This is a genomic window from Gemmatimonadaceae bacterium, assembly GCA_019752115.1.
GTDB lineage: Bacteria > Gemmatimonadota > Gemmatimonadetes > Gemmatimonadales > Gemmatimonadaceae > Gemmatimonas.
Map to the genome: position 1 here is coordinate 23,898 of JAIEMN010000023.1, position 17,993 is coordinate 41,890.

A 17,993-nucleotide genomic window follows, 5' to 3' on the forward strand; every position below is an offset into this window, starting at 1 on the left:
AAACTACGCACGACGGCGCAAAATGATGCGGGCGCCATCGGCAGAACAGCCGAGGCGCCCGCATACCCTACCGTACCCGACCGGCCGGCTCAGGCCGAGGCGCGGTCCCGCTCCCGCTTGACCTCGCGCGTGACGCGCTTGCGATCGCTCGCCGAGAGCATGCGCTTGCGCAGCCGGATGCTCGTGGGCGTGACCTCGATCAGCTCGTCGTCCTCGATGTACTCGAGTGCGCTTTCGAGCGTGAGCTGGCGGGGCGGCTCGAGCGTGATCGCTTCGTCCGCGCCCTTCGAGCGCATGTTCGTGAGCTTCTTTTCCTTGCAGGGGTTCACGTCCATGTCCCCCGGACGCGAGTTCTCGCCGATCAGCATCCCCTCGTACACCGCGTCACCGGGTGTCACGAAGAGCGTCGAGCGCTCCTGCAGGCTGAAGAGGGCGAAGGCCACGATGGTGCCGTTTTCCATGGACACCAGCACGCCGCGCGAGCGACCCGAGAGCGGCCCCGCCCACGGCCCGTACTCCAGGAAGCGGTGGTGCATGATGCCGGTGCCGCGGGTATCGGTCAGGAATTCACTGCGGAAGCCAAAGAGCCCTCGCGCCGGCACGCGGTACAGCAGGCGCACAAGCCCCTGCCCCGGGTTCTTCATCTCGATCATCTCGGCCTTGCGGGGACCGAGCTTCTCGATGACGACGCCGAGGTAGTCTTCCGGCACGTCGATGGCGAGCTCCTCGAACGGCTCGAGCTTCTCGCCATTGTCGCCGGTGCGCGTGATCACGCGCGGGCGCGACACCTGGAATTCGAAGCCCTCGCGGCGCATCGTCTCCATGAGAATGGAGAGGTGCAGTTCGCCGCGACCGGAGACGCTCCAGGCGTCGGTCGTGTCGGTGTCCTCGACCTTGAGCGCCACATTGCGCTCGAGCTCCTTGTACAGGCGCTCACGGATCTGCCGCGACGTCACGAACTTGCCGTCCTTGCCCGCGAACGGCGAATTGTTGACCAGGAAGTCCACGCTGATGGTGGGTTCTTCCACGCTGATGCCTTCGAGCGCCTCGGGGGCCGACGGATCGGTGAGGGTATTGCCGATATCGACGTCCTCAAAGCCCGCCAGCTGCACGATCTCACCGGCCGACGCCTGCTCGATTTCGACGCGCTCGAGCCCTTCGTAGCCGTACAGCTTGGTCACGCGGCCGCGCACCGGGGCCACGCTGCTGTCGGTGGTGACGAGGGTGATCGAGTCGCCCATGTGCACCGTGCCACGCTCGATACGCCCGATGGCCAGACGGCCGAGGTAGGCCGAGTAGTCGATCGTGGAGACCAGCATCTGGAACGGACCTTCCGAATCATTCGGCGGCGCCGGCACGGTCTTGACGATCGTGTCGAAGAGCGGCGTGAAGTCCACCGGCTCGACGTCCATGTCGAGCGTGGAGATCCCGTTCTTGGCGCTGCAGTAGACGACCGGGCTGTCGAGCTGCTCTTCGCTGGCTTCGAGCTCGATGAAGAGGCTCAACACCTCATCGTGCACGCGCAGCGGGTCGGCGCCCGGGCGGTCGATCTTGTTGATGACGATGATCGGGGTGCGCCCGAGTTCGAGCGCCTTGCGGAGCACGAACCGGGTCTGCGGCATCGGGCCGTCGAACGCGTCGACCACCAGCAGCACGCCGTCCACCATGCGCAGGATGCGCTCCACTTCGCCGCCGAAGTCCGCGTGCCCCGGGGTGTCCACGATGTTGATCTTCGTGTCCTTCCACCGGATCGACGTGTTCTTCGCGAGAATGGTGATCCCCCGCTCCTTTTCGAGCGGATTGGAGTCCATCACGCGTTCTTCGACGACCTGATTTTCGCGGAAAGCCCCAGCCTGGCGGAGCATCTTGTCGACGAGGGTCGTCTTCCCGTGGTCGACGTGCGCGATGATGGCGACGTTACGAATGTGCATAGCCTTCAAAGCTAGCGGAGTCCGGGGGCCGTATTCAACGGGCGCGAGGGGCCGGAAGTCACGATCTGGCCACAACCTGCGCGATTTTCGGACCTTTCGGGGGCGGTTGGCGCGGCGCGGGGCGGGCGTCAGGGCTCGCCTGATGGTGCGGCGGCGCGCCCGATGGAATCCTGCCGGTGTGACGCGCGGCGAGCCCCGTGGATCAGCTTGCTCCGGCCGTCCCCGCGCCGTACCGTCATGACACACCCGTTCGGACCACCCACGTTGGAGGGACCGATGCACAACGAGCAGCAGGGCACGCCCAGCGAATCCCGAGGCAGCACCACGTCCACCGCCCGCGCCTCCGCCGGATATCCCCTGGGCCGTGGCTACGGCCACGATTACATGCGCGGCGGTGAAGTGTTCGGTGGATACGGCTACAGCGATCGACCGGAGTACGAGCAGACCCGCGGGGAAAACACGTCGTCGCCGGGCTCCTGAGCCAACCAGATTCCCCTTCCATGACAGGCGGACGCGGACGCGTCCGCCTGTTTCCGTTCCCACCCACAACCCAATACCAAAAACCCGATACCCTCAACTGATCGGTTCCGGGTCTCGGGCTCTAGGTCGCGGGTGGTGGGTTCTTCCGGCGGTGGATCATCTCCACCGCCACTTCCATCGCGCGGATCATGCTCTCCGCGCTGGCGATCCCCTGCCCGGCGATATCGAGCGCGGTGCCGTGATCGGGGCTGGTGCGAACGAAGGGGAGGCCGAGCGTGACGTTCACGGCACTCCCGAAGCTGGCCACCTTAATGGCGGTCATCCCCACGTCGTGGTACGGCGCGATGACGGCGTCGAATTCGCCGCGCATGGCCCGCACGAACACCGTGTCGGCGGGGAGTGGACCGGCGAGCCCCAGGGCGCGCGCGGCCGGCGTGAGGAGGTCGTCGTCTTCGGTGCCGAAGCGGCCGTGGTCGCCGGCGTGCGGATTCATGGCGCACAGCGCAATGCGGGGCGCCGGAATGCCGAAGTCGCGCTTGAGCCCCTCGCGGGTCCCGTGCGCCGCGATATGCAGCGCATCAAAGGTGAGCGCGCGCGGCACGTCGCGCAGCGCGATGTGCGTCGTGGCGAGCACCACGCGCAGGCGGTCGCTGGCCAGCATCATCGTGGTCGGCACATCCGCGATGGCGGCGAGCATCTCCGTGTGCCCCGGGTAGTCGTAGCCACCGGCCAGCAGCGCCGCCTTGTCGAGGGGCGCCGTGACCATGCCGTCCACCTGCCCCGCCAGCGCCATCCGCGCCGCGCGCTCTACCGCGCGACCGGCAAAGCGTCCCGCCGCCGCGAGGCGCCCCTCCGCGCCCTCGTCGCGCCGCAGCCAGCCGCTCACCCGCTCCGCGATCTCGGCGGTGGGCGCAAAATCCTCGTCGCCGCCCAGCACAAACCACGCGGCGCCCAACGCCCCGATACGTGGGTCGTTGAGCGCCTTGGCCACAATCTCCGGGCCGATGCCGCGCGGGTCGCCCAGCGTGAGGGCGAGCCGCACAGTCACTTCGCGTTCGGGTCGGGCGTGTACCGGATCGACACGTAGGTCTGCTTCTTCAGCGTGTCGATGAGGCGCCGCATCTTCCGCTCTTCGGCCAGCTGATCGCGGATCCGATCCCGGTACTCCGCCTGCGTGTACTCGCCGGCTTCATCCAGGAAGGTGACCTGCGCCACCACGAACTTGTGCACGTTCGACTGCGGGTCGGGAATCGGGAACGGCGCCGTGATCTCGTTCAGCTTCTTCCCTTCGAGCGCATTCTTGTAGTCCACCGGCAATGAGTCGCGCGGGAACTCCGGAATGGTCTTCTCTTCGCCCGACGACTCATCGTGGAACTTCACGCTGAGCGAGTCGAAGCTCCCGCCCTTGCGCCACGCCGCCGCCACCGAGTCGGCCAGCAGCCGCGTCCGCGTTTCGTCGGTGCTGTCGGTCGTGGGGCGAATCAGGATGTGGCGCGCCTTCACTTCCGCCGGCTGCACCCGGTCCACGCGCACGATGTGATACCCGTACTGCGTTTCGAACACGGGGCTCAGCACGCCCGGGTTCATCCCGAACATGACGCGGTCGAACTCGGCCACCATGCGCCCGCGGCGATTCCAGCCGAGATCACCGCCAAGCTCCGCCGAGCCGGGGTCCATCGAAAAGCGCTTGGCCACGCTCTCGAAATCTTCCGGGTGCTTCTCGAGCTCCGCCCGCAGCGAGTCCGCCTTGTCCTTCGCCCGCTTCTTCGCCGCATCGCTCGCCTTGGTGGCGATGACGATCTGCCGGATGCCAACGCGCGCCGGCTTGGGCGGCAGGCGATCCTTGACGTTGTTGAAGGCGTCGGCGATTTCGGCATCGGTGACATTCACCGCCGTGACTTTGCCGTCGCGCTGCAGCTTGGACATGATCCCCTGCTGCAGCTTGCCGCGCTTGGCCTGATCGAACTGCATCTTGCGCCACTCTTCGAGCGTGCCGAAGCCGCTCTCCTTGAGGGCGCCCCGGAACTCGGCCTCGGTCTTGAAGCTGGCACGGGCGCGCTTCTCGAGGTTGTCGACATCCAGCTGAATATCGACGTCGTTGACCTCCACCTTCTCCGTCTTGGCCTTCTGCACGAGCAGTTCGGCGTCGACGAGCTGGTTGAGGACGTCCGTCTCCACCTTCGCGAGATCCTTGGCCGACTCCACCTTCACGCGCCCGCTGGCGCGCTCGGTGTTGACCGCCGCCATGACCTCGGAGATCAGGATGACCTGATCGCCGACGATCGCCGCCACGCCGTCGAGCGGCAGCAGATTGGCCGTGTCGGCCGCCGTCAGCGTCGGCTTCGCCACCGCCGTCGGCGCCGCAGCGGGTGCCTTCGCGGGCGCCTTCGCGGGGGCCTTTTCCGGCGTCTTGGCAGGCGCCTTGACCGGCGGCTTGGCCGGTGGCTGCGAGCCCGCGCCCTGCGCGCGGGAAAGCGACACCGGCGCCGCGACAATCGCGGCGCCGGTGAGCAGGGAGAGCAGTCGAGGCATCATTCCCCAGGGTACCCGTATGACGGGCCGGGGTTTCCGGCCCGCCTCGTCCTTACTTCTTCTTGCCGGTGTCAGCGGCCGGCGGAGCCGCCGGCGCCGGAGCCGGCGCTGCACCACCCGGAGCCGCACCCGCCGGCGGCGCGCCAGCCGGCGCCTTGCCCGCCTTCGAGCTGTCCGCCGACGCACGCACCGTCTTGGCCTTCTCGATCACGCGATCGAGGCCGGCCTCGTTGAGCGCGAAGTCGTACTTGATGTGCAGCGCGCGCACGACCGGATACGGCACGTCCACGAACGGCACTTCGTTCTTGACGAGCTTGTCGAAGAACTTCTCGACGCGCTCCGACGCGATCGCGTCCTTGCTGCCACCCGCCTTCGCACTGTCGGCCAGCTTGCCCGGCTCCACGCCGAGCGACGTCCACGTCTGCGTCAGGGCGTTCTTGTAGTTCAGGAACAGGTTCGAGAGCTCGCCCGAGTCGGCCACGAACTTCGCGCTGTCGGCCTGCTTGAGCACGAGCTCGTTGCGGACGATCTGCTTGACGAACTTGGAGACCATCGAATCCGGCGCCTGCACCAGCTGCGGACGGATCTGCGACGAAGGCGGATACGCGTTCAGCCACTCGGCGAAGCGCGAGGCCGTCAGTTCCCCACCCTTGTAACTGGCAATCGTCGAGTTGTCCTTGGCGTAGCCGATCGTGTTCTTGGCGATCGCCTTGGCCTTCACCTCGATGCCGCTCTCGAGCTTCACGTTGTTCGCCGTCTCGAGCTTGGCGAGGTACGTGCTCTCGGCGATGGCCACGTTCCGCTGCTTGGCGATCGGCGCGAACTTGTCCTTCACGTCGGCGAACGGCGAGCGGTAGATGATGTGGTAACCGAAGTTCGTCTCGCAGACAGCCTTCGAGATCTCGCCCGGCTTGAGGTCGGTCACGCACTTCTCGAACGCCGGCACCATCATGCCCTTGCCGAACAGGCCGAGGTCACCGCCGCGCTCCTTGGCACCCGGCTCGTCGCTCTTGGCGGCCAGCGAGGCAAAGTTGGCCGGCGTGGCTTCCTTGAGGATGCCTTCCGCCTTGGCCTTGGCCGCCGCCTTCTGCTCCGGCGTGGCCTTCTCGTCGACCTTCACGAGGATATGGCGCGCCGCAAAGGCTTCGCCCTTGTTGTAGCGATCTTCGTCCGTGCCCGGGGCGAGCGTATCCCAGCCCTTGGAGACGGTCTCGTAGAACTTCTTGACGCGGATGTTGTCGATGTTCGACCACAGCGCATCACGCATCAGCTTGGGATCGTTGAGCGAATCGCCCTTGGCCGCGGCCTGGCTGGCGAGCTGGTAGTTGATCCAGAGCTCGGCGATCGAACGCGCCACGTCCTTCTCGAGCGGCGCCTGGGAGTTGCCCAGGATGCCCGCCAGTCGGTCGACCGAGAGCTTCTGGCTGCCAGCGGTTGCAGCGACGTCAGGATTGGACGCCGCGCCGCAAGCAACGGCAAACGCCACGGCGGCGAGGACGGACACACGGGTGAATTTCATCAGGCAGACTCCGGCCACGGAGTGGTTGGTGGTGGTGGGACCCTGACGGCAACCAGAAGGTTGCCGTTAGGTGGGAGCGAGGGCGCGCAGCGCGCGCACCAGCCCCTCGAGCATCTCCGCGCCACCCAATCGGGTGAGCTTGAGCGCCAAGGGCTGCGTGCGGCGGACATCCACCTGGAATTGCACATCGTGGAATGCCGCCGACAGCCCCTTGAGGCGCGGAACTGCGTTAGCCCTGAAACTAACACGGGCTTCAGAGGCGCGCACAAGCACCCCGTCCACCCCAAGGGCGGCCCCGAGGACGCGCAACAGGGCCCCACCGAAGAGCGCCTTGGCCGGTTCCGGGAGCGCGCCGAACCGGTCGCGCACCTCGTTCTGGAGGGCCTCGATCGCCGCCGGCTCCCGGAGCGCGGTGAGCCGCCGGTAGACATCCAGCTTGGCCTCCTGCGACTCGATGTAGTCGTCGGGGAGGAAGCTCGGGAAGTCCATGCTGACGTCGGGGGGGATCCACGGCTTCTTCCCGCCCCCGTCGGCCAACTGCCGAACGGTCTCGTCGAGCAGCCGCAGATACAGGTCGAAGCCCACGGCATGCACGAACCCCGACTGCTCGGGGCCCAGCAGATTGCCGGCGCCTCGCAGCTCCATGTCCTTCAGGGCCACCCGGTAGCCGGCGCCGAGTTCGGTGTGGTGCTCCAGCACCGCCAGGCGGCGCTCGGCGTCTTCATCCACCCGCTCCGGCACGAGCAGGAAGCAGTAGGCGCGGCGGTGCGACCGTCCCACCCGACCGCGCAGCTGATACAGCTGGGCGAGGCCGAAGTAGTCGGCGCGGTTCACGAACATGGTGTTCGCATTCGGCACGTCGAGGCCACTTTCCACGATGAGCGTGGAAACGAGGATATCGACCTCGCCCTCGACGAACTGCCGCATGACCTTCTCGAGCTCCCGCTCCTTCATCTGGCCATGCCCCACCGCGATGCGGGCGCGCGGTACGAGGCGGCGCAGATGATCGGCAATCGCCTCGATCGTTTCGATGCGATTGTGCACGAAGAACACCTGTCCGCCACGATCGAGCTCGCGGGAGATGGCCTCTTCAATGAGCCCGTCGTCGAACGGCTCCACAAACGTGAGCACCGGCGAGCGGTCGCGCGGCGGGGTCTGCATCAGCGTCAGGTCGCGGAGCCCGGCCAGCGACTGATGCAGCGTGCGCGGAATCGGGGTCGCCGTGAGCGTGAGCACGTCGGTGGAGAGCTTGAGCTGCTTGAGGCGCTCCTTGTGCTTCACGCCAAACCGATGCTCTTCGTCCACGATGATGAGCCCCAGCTCGGCGAACTCCACATCGGGGCTCAGCAGGCGATGCGTGCCGATCACGATATCGATCTGCTTCTTCTTGAGCTTCTCCACGACCGCCGACTGCTCCTTGGCGGTCTGGAAGCGGCTCATGACCTCGATGGTCACCGGGAAGTCGGCCAACCGGTCGCCAAAGCTCCGCGCGTGCTGCTCGGCCAGAATGGTGGTCGGCACCAGCACGGCCACCTGTCGCCCGCTCTGCACGGCCTTGAAGGCCGCACGAATGGCAATTTCGGTCTTGCCGTAGCCCACGTCGCCCACGAGCAGGCGGTCCATTGGGCGCTCGCCCTCGAGGTCGCGCTTCACATCCTCGGTGGCCTTGCGCTGGTCGGGCGTATCCTCGAACAGGAAGCTGCTCTCGAGCTGCCGCTGCCACGGGCCGTCGGCCCCGTGCGGCTCGCGTGTGGTGACCTTGCGGCGCGCGTACAGATCGAGGAGTTCCTGCGTCATCTCGAGGATGGCCATGCGCGTCTTCTCGCGCTGCGCCTTCCACTTGTTGCCGCCCAGCTTGTGCAGCCGCGGCGGCGGCATGTCATCGGAGACATCGCTGGCACTGCGATACCGCTCGATCTGATCGATGCGGTACAGCGGCACGTTCAGCCGATCACCACCCTCGTACTCGATGACTGCGCTTTCGATCGTGCTTTCGCGAACGAAGACCTTCTCGATACCGCGATAGATGCCGATGCCATGCTCGAGGTGCACGACATAGTCGCCCGGCTTCAGCGCACCCAGCGTATCGAGGCTCGCGCCCGTGGTGTAGCGGCGCGCGCGGCGCAGGCGGCGTTCGCGGCGGAAGATCTCGTGGTCGGTGAGGACACGCACCACATTGGGCACCACGAAACCGCCGCCGAGCACGCCAATGGCGATCGACGCCGACACCGGGCCATCTTCGCCGAGCAGTTCCTCGAGGCGCTCGGCCTGCCCGCTGTTGTCGCAAAGGATGAGCGTGGAGAGCCCATCGCGCTGCAGCTTGCGCAGCACGCGCAGGTCACGCGAAATGGTTTCCGGCGCGCGCGTCGGGAACGCAATGTCCGGCTCGGGGCCCACCGGGGCATCATCGGCGCTGTTCGCGCTCGTGGCGCGCTGCGGTGGCGGGTTGAGCCGCAGCGTACCGAAGCGCGCCATCGTGCTCGCCATCTCGGGTGGCGCCACGAAGAGCCGCTCGCGATGCACGAACTCCTCGCCGCGCCGCCGGGCCAGCTCGATATGGTGCTGGGCTTCGTCCCAGGTGCGCACGAACTCGGGGAGCACACTGCTCCCCGCCGGCATCACCACCAGCGTATCGCTTGGCCACAGCGCGGGGAGCGCCACGCGCTCATCCGTCGTCTCTTCCAGATCACTCTGGATGTCCACGGGCAGGATGAGGGCGAGTTCGGCGTCGCGCGTGCTCCGCTGCGTGTTGAGATCGAAGTGTCGGAGTTCGATGATCTCGTCGCCCCAAAACTCGAGGCGCACGGGTTCGGCCATGCCGAACGAGTAGATGTCGAAGATGCCGCCGCGGACCGAGAACTGGGCGACGTCTTCGACCATGTCCACGCGTTCGAAGCCGATCTTCTCGAGATGCGCCGCGAGCTCCTCCGGGCGGCGCTCGTCGCCTTTGCGGATCTCGAGGCGGGCGGCGCCGAGCACGCGGGGGAGCGCCGTCTTTTCGAGGACGGCGCGCGCGGTGGTGAGCAGAATGCGCACGCCGCTGCGCGCGAGCTTCTCGAGCGTTTCGACGCGCTCGCCGGCGACTTCGGCGTGGGCCTCGACTTCGCCAAAACCTTCGCGCGGAGGATAGAGCGCGATGGGGATGTCGTCGGTGAGCGCCTGCAGATCGGCGAGCCACCGTTCGGCATCGCCCAGCTGGTCGGTGACGATGACCACCAGCTGCTGCGGCATCGCGCGGGCGAGGGCGCCCACCAGCACGGCATCCGACGACCCCGCCAGACCACCCAGGCGGAGCGACTTCCCCGGCCCGGGGAGGGCCTGCAGGGTACGGGCGAACGCCGGGAGGCCGGCGATCGCGTCGAGCAGACGCGGAAGACCCATGGTGGCCTCAGCGACCGCTGAGGTACGCTTCGGCGAGGAGCGCCGCGAGGGCCAGCGCCACCAGCGGCAGCAACAGGGCCTGCCCCGCGGCGTGCGCAAAGATCGCCGACCGCCAGGCGGGTGCCGCGCGCATCACCGCCACGTCCTCGCCGCGCACCAGGCGGGCCAGCATACCGGCCGCCGCGTTTCCGTTGTCCTGCGCCATTCCTGCCACGTCCGACTCCTCAGGCTCCGCATTCACCACCAGTGCTCCGATGCGAGCTGCCTGGCGACGGAGAAAGTAAACACCCGCCGAAGCCGGTACGGTGAGCCGGTCCCCGGACAACGGGACGACCTTGCCATCGGGCTGCTCGAGGCCGGTGGCCTCGCGCAGGCCGGTAATGGTCGCCCCGGGCACGGTTTCGATGAGCCGGCCATCGTCGCCGAGGCGCCGCGCCAGCGATTCGAGGACCCACGGCACGAACGAGGCGCGGAGCGGGAGATCGGTCGACTCCGGTTCGAGCGGCGAGCCAATCAGCACATATCCCGCGCCAGCGACGACCCACGGCGTCCCGCCTGCCGTGGCGAGCGTATCGGGCGCGGGGGCACCGGTGGCCGCCCCGCCTCCCGGCGAGTACACGAGCGGATAGCGCAGGCGCACCGGGGTCCCTTCAAAGGCGCGCACCGCCGGTGACGTGGTGTCGGCGTTGGCGGAGGGCACGCGGGCGAGCACCTGCCCGCGCGCGATGGCGCCAAAGCGCCACGGAATATTGAGGCGCGCGAGCTGACGGTTCGCGTCGCCCACGCGCAGCGGATCGGCCGGCGCGGTGAGCAGCACGGGGAGCCGCGTGCCGTCGGCGTCCGCCCCGCCCACCATGACGGCGCGCGCGTCGGCCGGCGTGCCGCGGGCCAGACGGCCTTCGTCGACCAGCGTGCCCAGGGCCGCGCTCAGGAACGGCCCCCCTTCATTGCGCACGACCACCATGGGCGGCGGCGCGACGCGAATGGCGAACCAGCGGGTGTCGTCGGCGCGGAGCGCATCGGCATCGAGTTCCACACTGCCGCGCATCCACCCCGAGCCGGTGCTCGCAAGCTTCTGCGTGATGCGGGCCGGCGCCGCCATGGTGGCGGCCGGCGCATCGCCACGGGCCACCGTCCGACCATCGAGCGTGAGGCGCCACGGTGTGGTGGTGTTCGCGGCGACGGCCAGCGACACACTGCCACTGGGCGTCCAGCGGACCGGATCGGGGCGCGCGTCGAGCACCGCGCGATTGGCGACGGCACTGCCGCCCACGGTGAGCGCCACGATGGGGATCGGGCCGGCGTCCACCACACTGTCGCTCACGAATTCACTCCGCTGCCCATCGCTCACCAGCGCGACGACCGGCGTCCGCGGGGCGCCGCTCCGCGCGAGCCCGAGGGCCCGCTGCGTGGCCAGCGTGAGATTGCCGCGCCCGCCGAGCGGCGTCATGGCGGTGAGCGCCTCGGTCAGCGCCGCCGGCGCGCCACCAATCACGCGTCCATCGGCGGTGACCAGCCACGCGCGATCATCGCCCGAGAGATCGTTCAGCACGCGACGCGCCTCGGCGCGCACGCTGTCAAAGCGCGCGCGACCATCGGCCACGACGCCGCTGCTCATGGAGTTGTCGATGACCAGCGCGAGCGCGACCGGCGCGTGCCCCACGCCAAAGAGCCGCGCGATCGGGCGCGCCGCCGCCAGCGCGAGCGCGAGACAGGCGATGATGCGCAGCAACAGCAGCAACCGATTCTTGAGCTTGAGATCCTTGCTGTGCTCCTGCTCCATCCGCGCGAGATAGCGCACGGCCGGAAAGGCCACCGTGCGGCCGATGCGGCGCCGCAGGAAGTGGACGAGGACGGGGACGCCGGCCAGCAGGCCGAGCGCCAGAAACGCGGGGGCAAGAAACGCCATCAGTGCGCGCTCAGATCATCGCGCCGCGGCCATTCACACCCACCAGATAGCGGAGCGGACGGCCAAACGGTTCATCGGTATACGCCAGCGCATAGCGCGCGCCGGAGCGGGTCATGGCGCCCTTCCAGTCGGCGAGCGCCTCCTGCACGGTCTGACGATAGCTCTGCCGCACTTCGCCGGGCGTGGCCGGCACTTCCGCCTGCGACTCGGGGTCGCGGTAGCGTGCTTCCCCGGCCTCCGGGAAATCCCGCTCGGCGGGGTCCATGATGTGGAGGACCAGCACCTCATGCCCGCGCGCACGCAGCGTCTTGGCGGCGTCGGCCACGGGCGTGGGATCGGTCAGCAGATCGGACAACAGCACCACGAACCCCGGCCGGCGCACCAGCTTGCCGGCGGCCATGAGGGCGTCCTTCACGTTGGAGGCGCGACCGCCGCCGGGCTCGGAGAAGGCCGCGACCAACCGCCGCCACTGGGTCCGCGCCGACCGCGGCGGCACCACATCGCGGAGCTGGGCGTCGAAGCGAATGAGCCCCACCGCATCGCGCTGCCGGAGCAGCAGCAGCGCCATCGCGCTCGCCAGCCGCTCGGCGTAGGCCAGCTTGGTGAGACGCGCCGGATCGCCCGACCACTGCATGGAGGCGCTGACGTCCAGCACCAACATGGCGCGGGCGTTGGTCTCCTCCTCGAAGAGCTTCACCACCCACCGGTCGGCGCGGGCGGCGATGCGCCAGTCGAGGTAGCGCAGGTCGTCCCCGGGCTGGTACTGCCGGTGCTCGGCGAACTCCACGCTGAAGCCCTTCCGCGGCGACCGGTGGAGCCCATTGATGAACCCGTCGACGGTCCACCGGGCCACCAGTTCGAGGTGGCCCAGGGCGGCGAGGACGGCGGGGTCGAGTTCGTCGGCGCGGAGGCTGGACATCTGGGGAGTTTACGCGGGGAGGGAGGGAATTGCTCGGGGGGTGTCGCCGCTTCGCGGCGTTTTGTTGGGGGAACCCCCGAGAACTCAGGGGGAAGAACGTCAGGGGGTGGGGGTCAGGACCGCGGTTTGCGCAGTCCTGACTCCTTCCCCCTGACGTCCTTCCCCCTGAGCTCTCGGGGGTTACTCACCTCGGATATCGGACGCCCGACGGCCGCAGACTACAGGAACCCTCCCCTAACCCACTATCATTGAAGGCTGTACAGCACCGCCACACTATAGGAAGGCCGTTTGAACCTCAGCCACATCCGCAACTTCTGCATCGTTGCCCACATCGATCACGGCAAGTCCACGCTCGCGGACCGGCTGATCGAAGTCACGGGCACGCTGCAGAAGCGCGAAATGAAGTCGCAGGTGCTCGATACGCTGGACCTCGAGCGCGAGCGCGGCATCACGATCAAGCTGAACGCCGTGCGCATGAGCTACACCGCGCGCGACGGGCAGGGCTATGAGCTCAACCTGATCGACACCCCGGGGCACGTAGACTTCACGTACGAGGTGTCGCGGTCGCTGGCTGCCTGTGAAGGCGCCATCCTGGTGGTCGATGCGTCGCAGGGCATTCAGGCGCAGACGCTGTCCAACCTGTTCCTCGCCATGGACGCCGGGCTCGAGATCATCCCGGTGCTCAACAAGATCGACCTCCCGGGCGCCGAGCCCGAGCGGCGGCGGCAGGAAGTGGTGGACCTGATCGGCTGCATGCCGGAAGACGTCCTCTGTGTGAGTGGCAAGGAAGGCACGGGCGTCCCCGAACTCCTCGAAGAGATCGTGAAGCGCGTGCCGCCGCCGAAGGGCGACCTGAACGGCCCGCTGCGCGCGCTCATCTTCGATTCGTACTACGACAAGTACCGGGGCGCCATTCCGAGCATTCGCGTCGTGGACGGTGAGATCCGGAAGGGGATGAAGATCACCTTCGGCGTCTCCGACAACGTCTACGAAGTGGCCGAAGTCGGGTACCTGCAGCTGCGGCAGGTGCCCACCGACGTGCTGCGCGCCGGTGAGGTGGGTTACGTACTGGCGGCCGTGCGTTCGGTGCGCGAAACGCGCGCCGGCGACACGATCTTCGACAAGGACAACCGCGCCGCCGAGGCGCTGCCCGGCTATCAGGAAGTGAAGTCGTTCGTGTTCGCGGGCATCTACCCCACCGACACGACGCAGTACGAAACGCTGCGCGACGCGCTCGAGAAGATGAAGCTCAACGACGCGTCGCTGCAGTACGAGCCGGAAACGTCCACGGCCCTCGGCTTCGGCTTCCGATGCGGCTTCCTGGGGCTGCTGCACATGGAAATCGTGCAGGAGCGCCTGGAGCGCGAGTACGATCTCGACCTCGTCACCACGGTGCCGAGCGTGGAGTACCACGTCACCAAAACCGACGGCACCGAGATGCTGGTCGAGAACCCGGCGCTGATGCCGCCGGCGGTGGTGATCGACGATGTGCAGGAGCCGTACGTGCGCGCCCGCATCATGTGTCCGTCCGACTACATCGGGCCGATCATGACGCTGGGCATGGAGCGTCGCGGCATCTACAAGAACACGCGCTTTCTGGACACGGTGCGCGTGGAGCTCGACTGGGAGTTCCCGCTCGGCGAAATCATCCTGGACTTCTTCGACAAGATGAAGACGGTGAGCCGCGGGTACGCCTCGCTCGACTACGAAATGCTCGAGTACCGCTCGAGCGACCTCGTGCGCCTCGACATGCTCATCAACGGCGACGCGATCGACGCGTTCTCGGTGATCGTGCACAAGGACAAGGCGTACGAATGGGGCCGCAAGGTGGCGGAAAAGCTCAAGGAGCTCATCCCGCGGCAGCTGTTCGAAGTGGCCATTCAGGCCACGATCGGCCAGAAGGTCATCGCGCGCGAAACCGTGAAGCCGCTCCGCAAGGACGTGCTCGCGAAGTGCTACGGCGGCGACATCTCGCGCAAGCGCAAGCTTCTGGAGAAGCAGAAGGAAGGCAAGAAGCGCATGAAGCAGGTTGGCAGCGTGGAAATTCCGCAGGAGGCGTTCCTGGCCGTGCTTCAGGTGGATTGACGCGGGGTGATCTCCGCCGTCCTCCAAACCAGCTTCCTGGGTGACATGGTCCTCACGACCCCGCTCCTCGAGCGGCTGGCGCGTGAGGGCCTTGTGCATGTGGTGGCCACGCCGGCGAATGCGGCGGTGCTCGCGAATCACCCCGCCGTGGCCAGCGTCATTGCCTTCGACAAGCGCGGCGCCGATCGTGGGTGGCGCGGCGTACGACGGGTGGCCGATGCGCTCAAGGCCACGGGCGCGACGCGCGCCTTCATGGCGCAGGGATCGCTGCGCACGGCGAGTCTGGCGTGGCTCGCCGGCATTCCGGAACGCATCGGCTTCGCCACCAGTAGCGGGCGCGTGCTGTACACGCGGCGGGTGCCGTACGCGAAGGACCAGCATCATGCGGTGCGACTCTGGCAGCTGGCGTCGCCAGCGGGCGACACCAGTGTGCCGACGAGCGCCCGCCCCTCGCTGTATCCGGGCGCGGTGGATCAGGATGCGGTCGATGCCCTGCTCCGCGCCGCCGGTGTCGCCGATGGCGAACCGCTGATCGCCCTGGCGCCGGGGAGCGTGTGGGCCACCAAGCGCTGGCCCAGCTACGACGCACTCGCGGCCGAGTTGGCGCGCTCGACCACGGGGGCACGTCTCGTGGTGCTGGGGGCGGGTGGCGATACCCCGCTGGCGGCCGCGATTGCTGCGGCGGTGGCGCAGGCCGGAGGCCCGCCCGTCGTGGATGCCACGGGTCGGCTGTCGCTGCTCGGATCCGCCGCGCTGCTCGCGCGTGCCCGCCTGCTCGTCACCAACGATTCCGCGCCGCTCCATCTGGCCAGCGCCATGAATACCCCCACGGTCGCCGTCTTCGGCCCCACCGTGCCGGCGCTCGGCTTTGGTCCGCTCGCTGAACGCCAGACCGTCGTCGAGCGCTACACGCTGGGCTGCCGCCCGTGCAACGCGCACGGGCCGCAACAGTGCCCGTTAAAGCACTGGCGGTGCATGCGGGATCTGCCGGTTGGCCGGATGATGCGCGCCATCACCGAACTCGAACGGCCGACTCAGTAGCGCAGCGCCACCTTCAACCGCTGCCAGAGCTGTTCGTCGAACGCCGACGAGGCGAGCGGATTGCCTCCGGAGACATCAGCTTCCGCTCCGTGGCGGACCACCACGAGCTCGAGGCTGGGCACGACGTAGATCTTCTTGTCGCCCTTGCCGAGCGCCGCGACCAGATCACGCGGCGCCGACGGAATTAGCATACCGGCGTATGTCGGCAGGAGATACGGCCCCGGCAGCCGATAGCTGCTCCCCCCGTTGAGCCACCAGAGCATACCATACGACACGTTGTCGGTGGGGCCCGGGCGCCAGAGCTGGTCGATCCACGTCGAGTCACTCACGACCCGCGTGCCACTCCAGCGCCCACGGTTGAGTGCGAGCAATCCGAACCGCGCCATGTCGCGTGTATTGCAGCTCAGGATGTACCCCAACTCGCCGGTATCGATGTTGGGACGCCAGCTGCAGGCACTGCCGATTGGCGCGAGCAGGCGGGTGCGGGTCGCCGTGTTGATGTCCTGCCCCGTGGCGCGAACCACGACCTTGAACAGCTGGTAGTACGCCGGGTTGTTGTAGTAGAAGCGACTGCCCGGAGCGACGACCGCTTGCAGGGAGTCGTTGAGCCCCGACGCCATCTGCATGAGGTGCCGCACCGTGATGCGCGACTCGGTGGACGGTGCGCGCGACCAGCCCGCCCCGAGGTACTGGCTGACCGGGGCGTCGAGCGTCACGCGCCCTTCGGCCTGCAGTTGTCCGATCAGCGTGGCGAGCACGCTCTTGCTGGCCGAGGCGATGATGCTGTCGGTGGTGGCCGTCCACCCGTTCCAGTAGCGCTCCGCCACGACGCGGCCGCGCCACGTGACGAGGACCGCGGTGGAGTTCTGTGTCCCCGCCCAGTCGAGGGCGGCAGTCAGGGCCACCGAATCCCACCCCAACGCCGTGGGGGAGACCGTCGGCCACGATTCGGTGGCGGTCGGGAAGTACATCGGTAACGTCCGCGCATCGATCGGCGGCGTGGACGACCCCGGGGCGGTGGTGGTCTCGGCCGTACCGCCGCACGCCGCCAGCGTCGCGAGCAGCAGGGCGCCAGCCAGCAGCCGGCCGGGCATTCGGTGCCATTCAGCAGAGGGCGTCATACCCCGGAGGACGAGCGGGGCGCGGCACCGTTAACGCCGTTCCATTAGTTTTGTGATCCACATGCCGAACTCTCCCTCCTCCCAGTTCGTCATCGGGATCGATCTCGGTGGCACCAACATCGTCGTCTCGGCGATGTCCCTCGACGGCTCGCGCCTGTATGGCGAGGCGTCCGAACCCACGCTCGCCCGCGAAGGCGCCGACGCCGTCGTGGCCCGCATGGCGCGCATGGTCGAGACGTGCATCGAGACCACGGTGCGCGAAGGCGGCGTGCCGCGCGAGAACATCCTGGGCATCGGCCTCGGCGCGCCGGGCACCGTGGATCGCGAGCGCGGGCTCGTACTCGTGGCGCCCAATCTCCAGTGGCACGACTTCCCGCTCGTGTCCAAGATGACGGCGCTCACCGGGCTGCCGGTCAAGATCGACAACGACGCCAACTGCGCCACCTATGGCGAGTGGTGGCTCGGTGCCGGGCGCGGGGGGCGCAACATGATCGGCATCACGATCGGCACCGGCGTCGGCGGTGGCGTGATCGTAGATCGCCGCCTGTATCACGGTTCCACCGATGCGGCGGGCGAGATCGGACACATCACCGTGGACCTCAACGGCCGGCAGTGCGGCTGCGGCAACTACGGCTGCCTCGAAGCCTACGCCAGCGGCAGCGCGATCGCCGGGCGCGCGCGCGAGGCGTTGGCCCGCGGCGAGTCGTCGATCCTGCCGGGCATGGTGAACGGCGATCTGTCGCTCATCACCGCCGCCATCGTATACAAGGCCGCGGCGCAGGGCGACGCGATCGCGCTCGAACTCGTGCGCGACACGGCCAAGTTCCTGGGCACCGGCATCGCGAATCTGCTGAACATCTTCAATCCCGATGTCGTGGTGCTCGCCGGTGGCGTGACGCAGGCCGGTGAAGCGCTCTTTGGCCCGCTGCGGACGGAAGTGCGGCGCCGCGCGTTCAAGAGCGTGTCCGATGCCTGTCGGATCGTGCCCGGCACGTTGCCGGGGACGGCCGGCGTGGTGGGCGCCGTGGCGAGCTTCATCGCCCAGACCACCGGCCAACCGCCGGCCTGAGCGAGG

12 protein-coding genes are annotated in these 17,993 nt (G+C 68.1%); 4 read left to right on the top strand and 8 right to left on the bottom strand.

Annotated features, from left to right (window positions below; translation table 11 throughout):
- Positions 1–89 precede the first annotated feature (89 nt).
- Positions 90–1,931, bottom strand: a complete 1,842-nt coding sequence (typA, locus tag K2R93_11900) for a translational GTPase TypA (protein MBY0490535.1) — start codon at positions 1,929–1,931, stop codon at positions 90–92.
- Between the two features lie 276 nt (positions 1,932–2,207).
- On the opposite strand from typA, the gene K2R93_11905 reads away from it, so the two are divergent.
- Positions 2,208–2,411, top strand: coding sequence for a hypothetical protein (locus tag K2R93_11905; GenBank protein MBY0490536.1), 204 nt, complete (start codon positions 2,208–2,210; stop codon positions 2,409–2,411).
- A 121-nt stretch (positions 2,412–2,532) separates the two neighbouring features.
- Here K2R93_11905 and pdxA read toward each other — a convergent pair whose 3' ends face one another.
- The 6 genes from pdxA to K2R93_11935 all read right to left on the bottom strand — a co-directional run bounded on the left by pdxA (position 2,533) and on the right by K2R93_11935 (position 12,671).
- Complete coding sequence (gene pdxA / locus K2R93_11910; GenBank protein MBY0490537.1) at positions 2,533–3,453, bottom strand: 4-hydroxythreonine-4-phosphate dehydrogenase PdxA; 921 nt, start codon at positions 3,451–3,453, stop codon at positions 2,533–2,535.
- Positions 3,454–3,455: 2 nt separating this feature from the next.
- A complete protein-coding gene (locus K2R93_11915) occupies positions 3,456–4,946 on the bottom strand; it encodes a peptidylprolyl isomerase (GenBank protein MBY0490538.1) in 1,491 nt (496 codons plus the stop codon).
- A gap of 49 nt (positions 4,947–4,995) precedes the next feature.
- Positions 4,996–6,462 carry a peptidyl-prolyl cis-trans isomerase gene (locus K2R93_11920; protein MBY0490539.1) on the bottom strand — a complete coding sequence of 489 codons (1,467 nt, stop codon included), beginning with the start codon at positions 6,460–6,462 and terminating at the stop codon, positions 4,996–4,998.
- A gap of 66 nt (positions 6,463–6,528) precedes the next feature.
- Positions 6,529–9,843 carry a transcription-repair coupling factor gene (mfd, locus tag K2R93_11925; GenBank protein ID MBY0490540.1) on the bottom strand — a complete coding sequence of 1,105 codons (3,315 nt, stop codon included), beginning with the start codon at positions 9,841–9,843 and terminating at the stop codon, positions 6,529–6,531.
- Between the two features lie 7 nt (positions 9,844–9,850).
- Positions 9,851–11,752, bottom strand: coding sequence for a BatA and WFA domain-containing protein (locus K2R93_11930; GenBank protein ID MBY0490541.1), 1,902 nt, complete (start codon positions 11,750–11,752; stop codon positions 9,851–9,853).
- A 10-nt stretch (positions 11,753–11,762) separates the two neighbouring features.
- A complete protein-coding gene (locus tag K2R93_11935; GenBank protein MBY0490542.1) occupies positions 11,763–12,671 on the bottom strand; it encodes a DUF58 domain-containing protein in 909 nt (302 codons plus the stop codon).
- Positions 12,672–12,959: 288 nt separating this feature from the next.
- On the opposite strand from K2R93_11935, the gene lepA reads away from it, so the two are divergent.
- The gene (gene lepA, locus K2R93_11940) at positions 12,960–14,756 is read left to right on the top strand and encodes a translation elongation factor 4 (protein ID MBY0490543.1); all 1,797 of its coding nucleotides are present in this window, start codon (positions 12,960–12,962) and stop codon (positions 14,754–14,756) included.
- A 45-nt stretch (positions 14,757–14,801) separates the two neighbouring features.
- A complete protein-coding gene (locus tag K2R93_11945) occupies positions 14,802–15,797 on the top strand; it encodes a glycosyltransferase family 9 protein (GenBank protein ID MBY0490544.1) in 996 nt (331 codons plus the stop codon).
- Here K2R93_11945 and K2R93_11950 read toward each other — a convergent pair.
- Complete coding sequence (locus tag K2R93_11950) at positions 15,791–16,918, bottom strand: beta-lactamase family protein (protein ID MBY0490545.1); 1,128 nt, start codon at positions 16,916–16,918, stop codon at positions 15,791–15,793. The two genes, K2R93_11945 and K2R93_11950, sit on opposite strands and share 7 nt — an antisense overlap.
- Before the next feature lie 61 nt (positions 16,919–16,979).
- On the opposite strand from K2R93_11950, the gene K2R93_11955 reads away from it, so the two are divergent.
- Positions 16,980–17,987, top strand: coding sequence for an ROK family protein (locus K2R93_11955; GenBank protein ID MBY0490546.1), 1,008 nt, complete (start codon positions 16,980–16,982; stop codon positions 17,985–17,987).
- Positions 17,988–17,993: the final 6 nt, after the last annotated feature.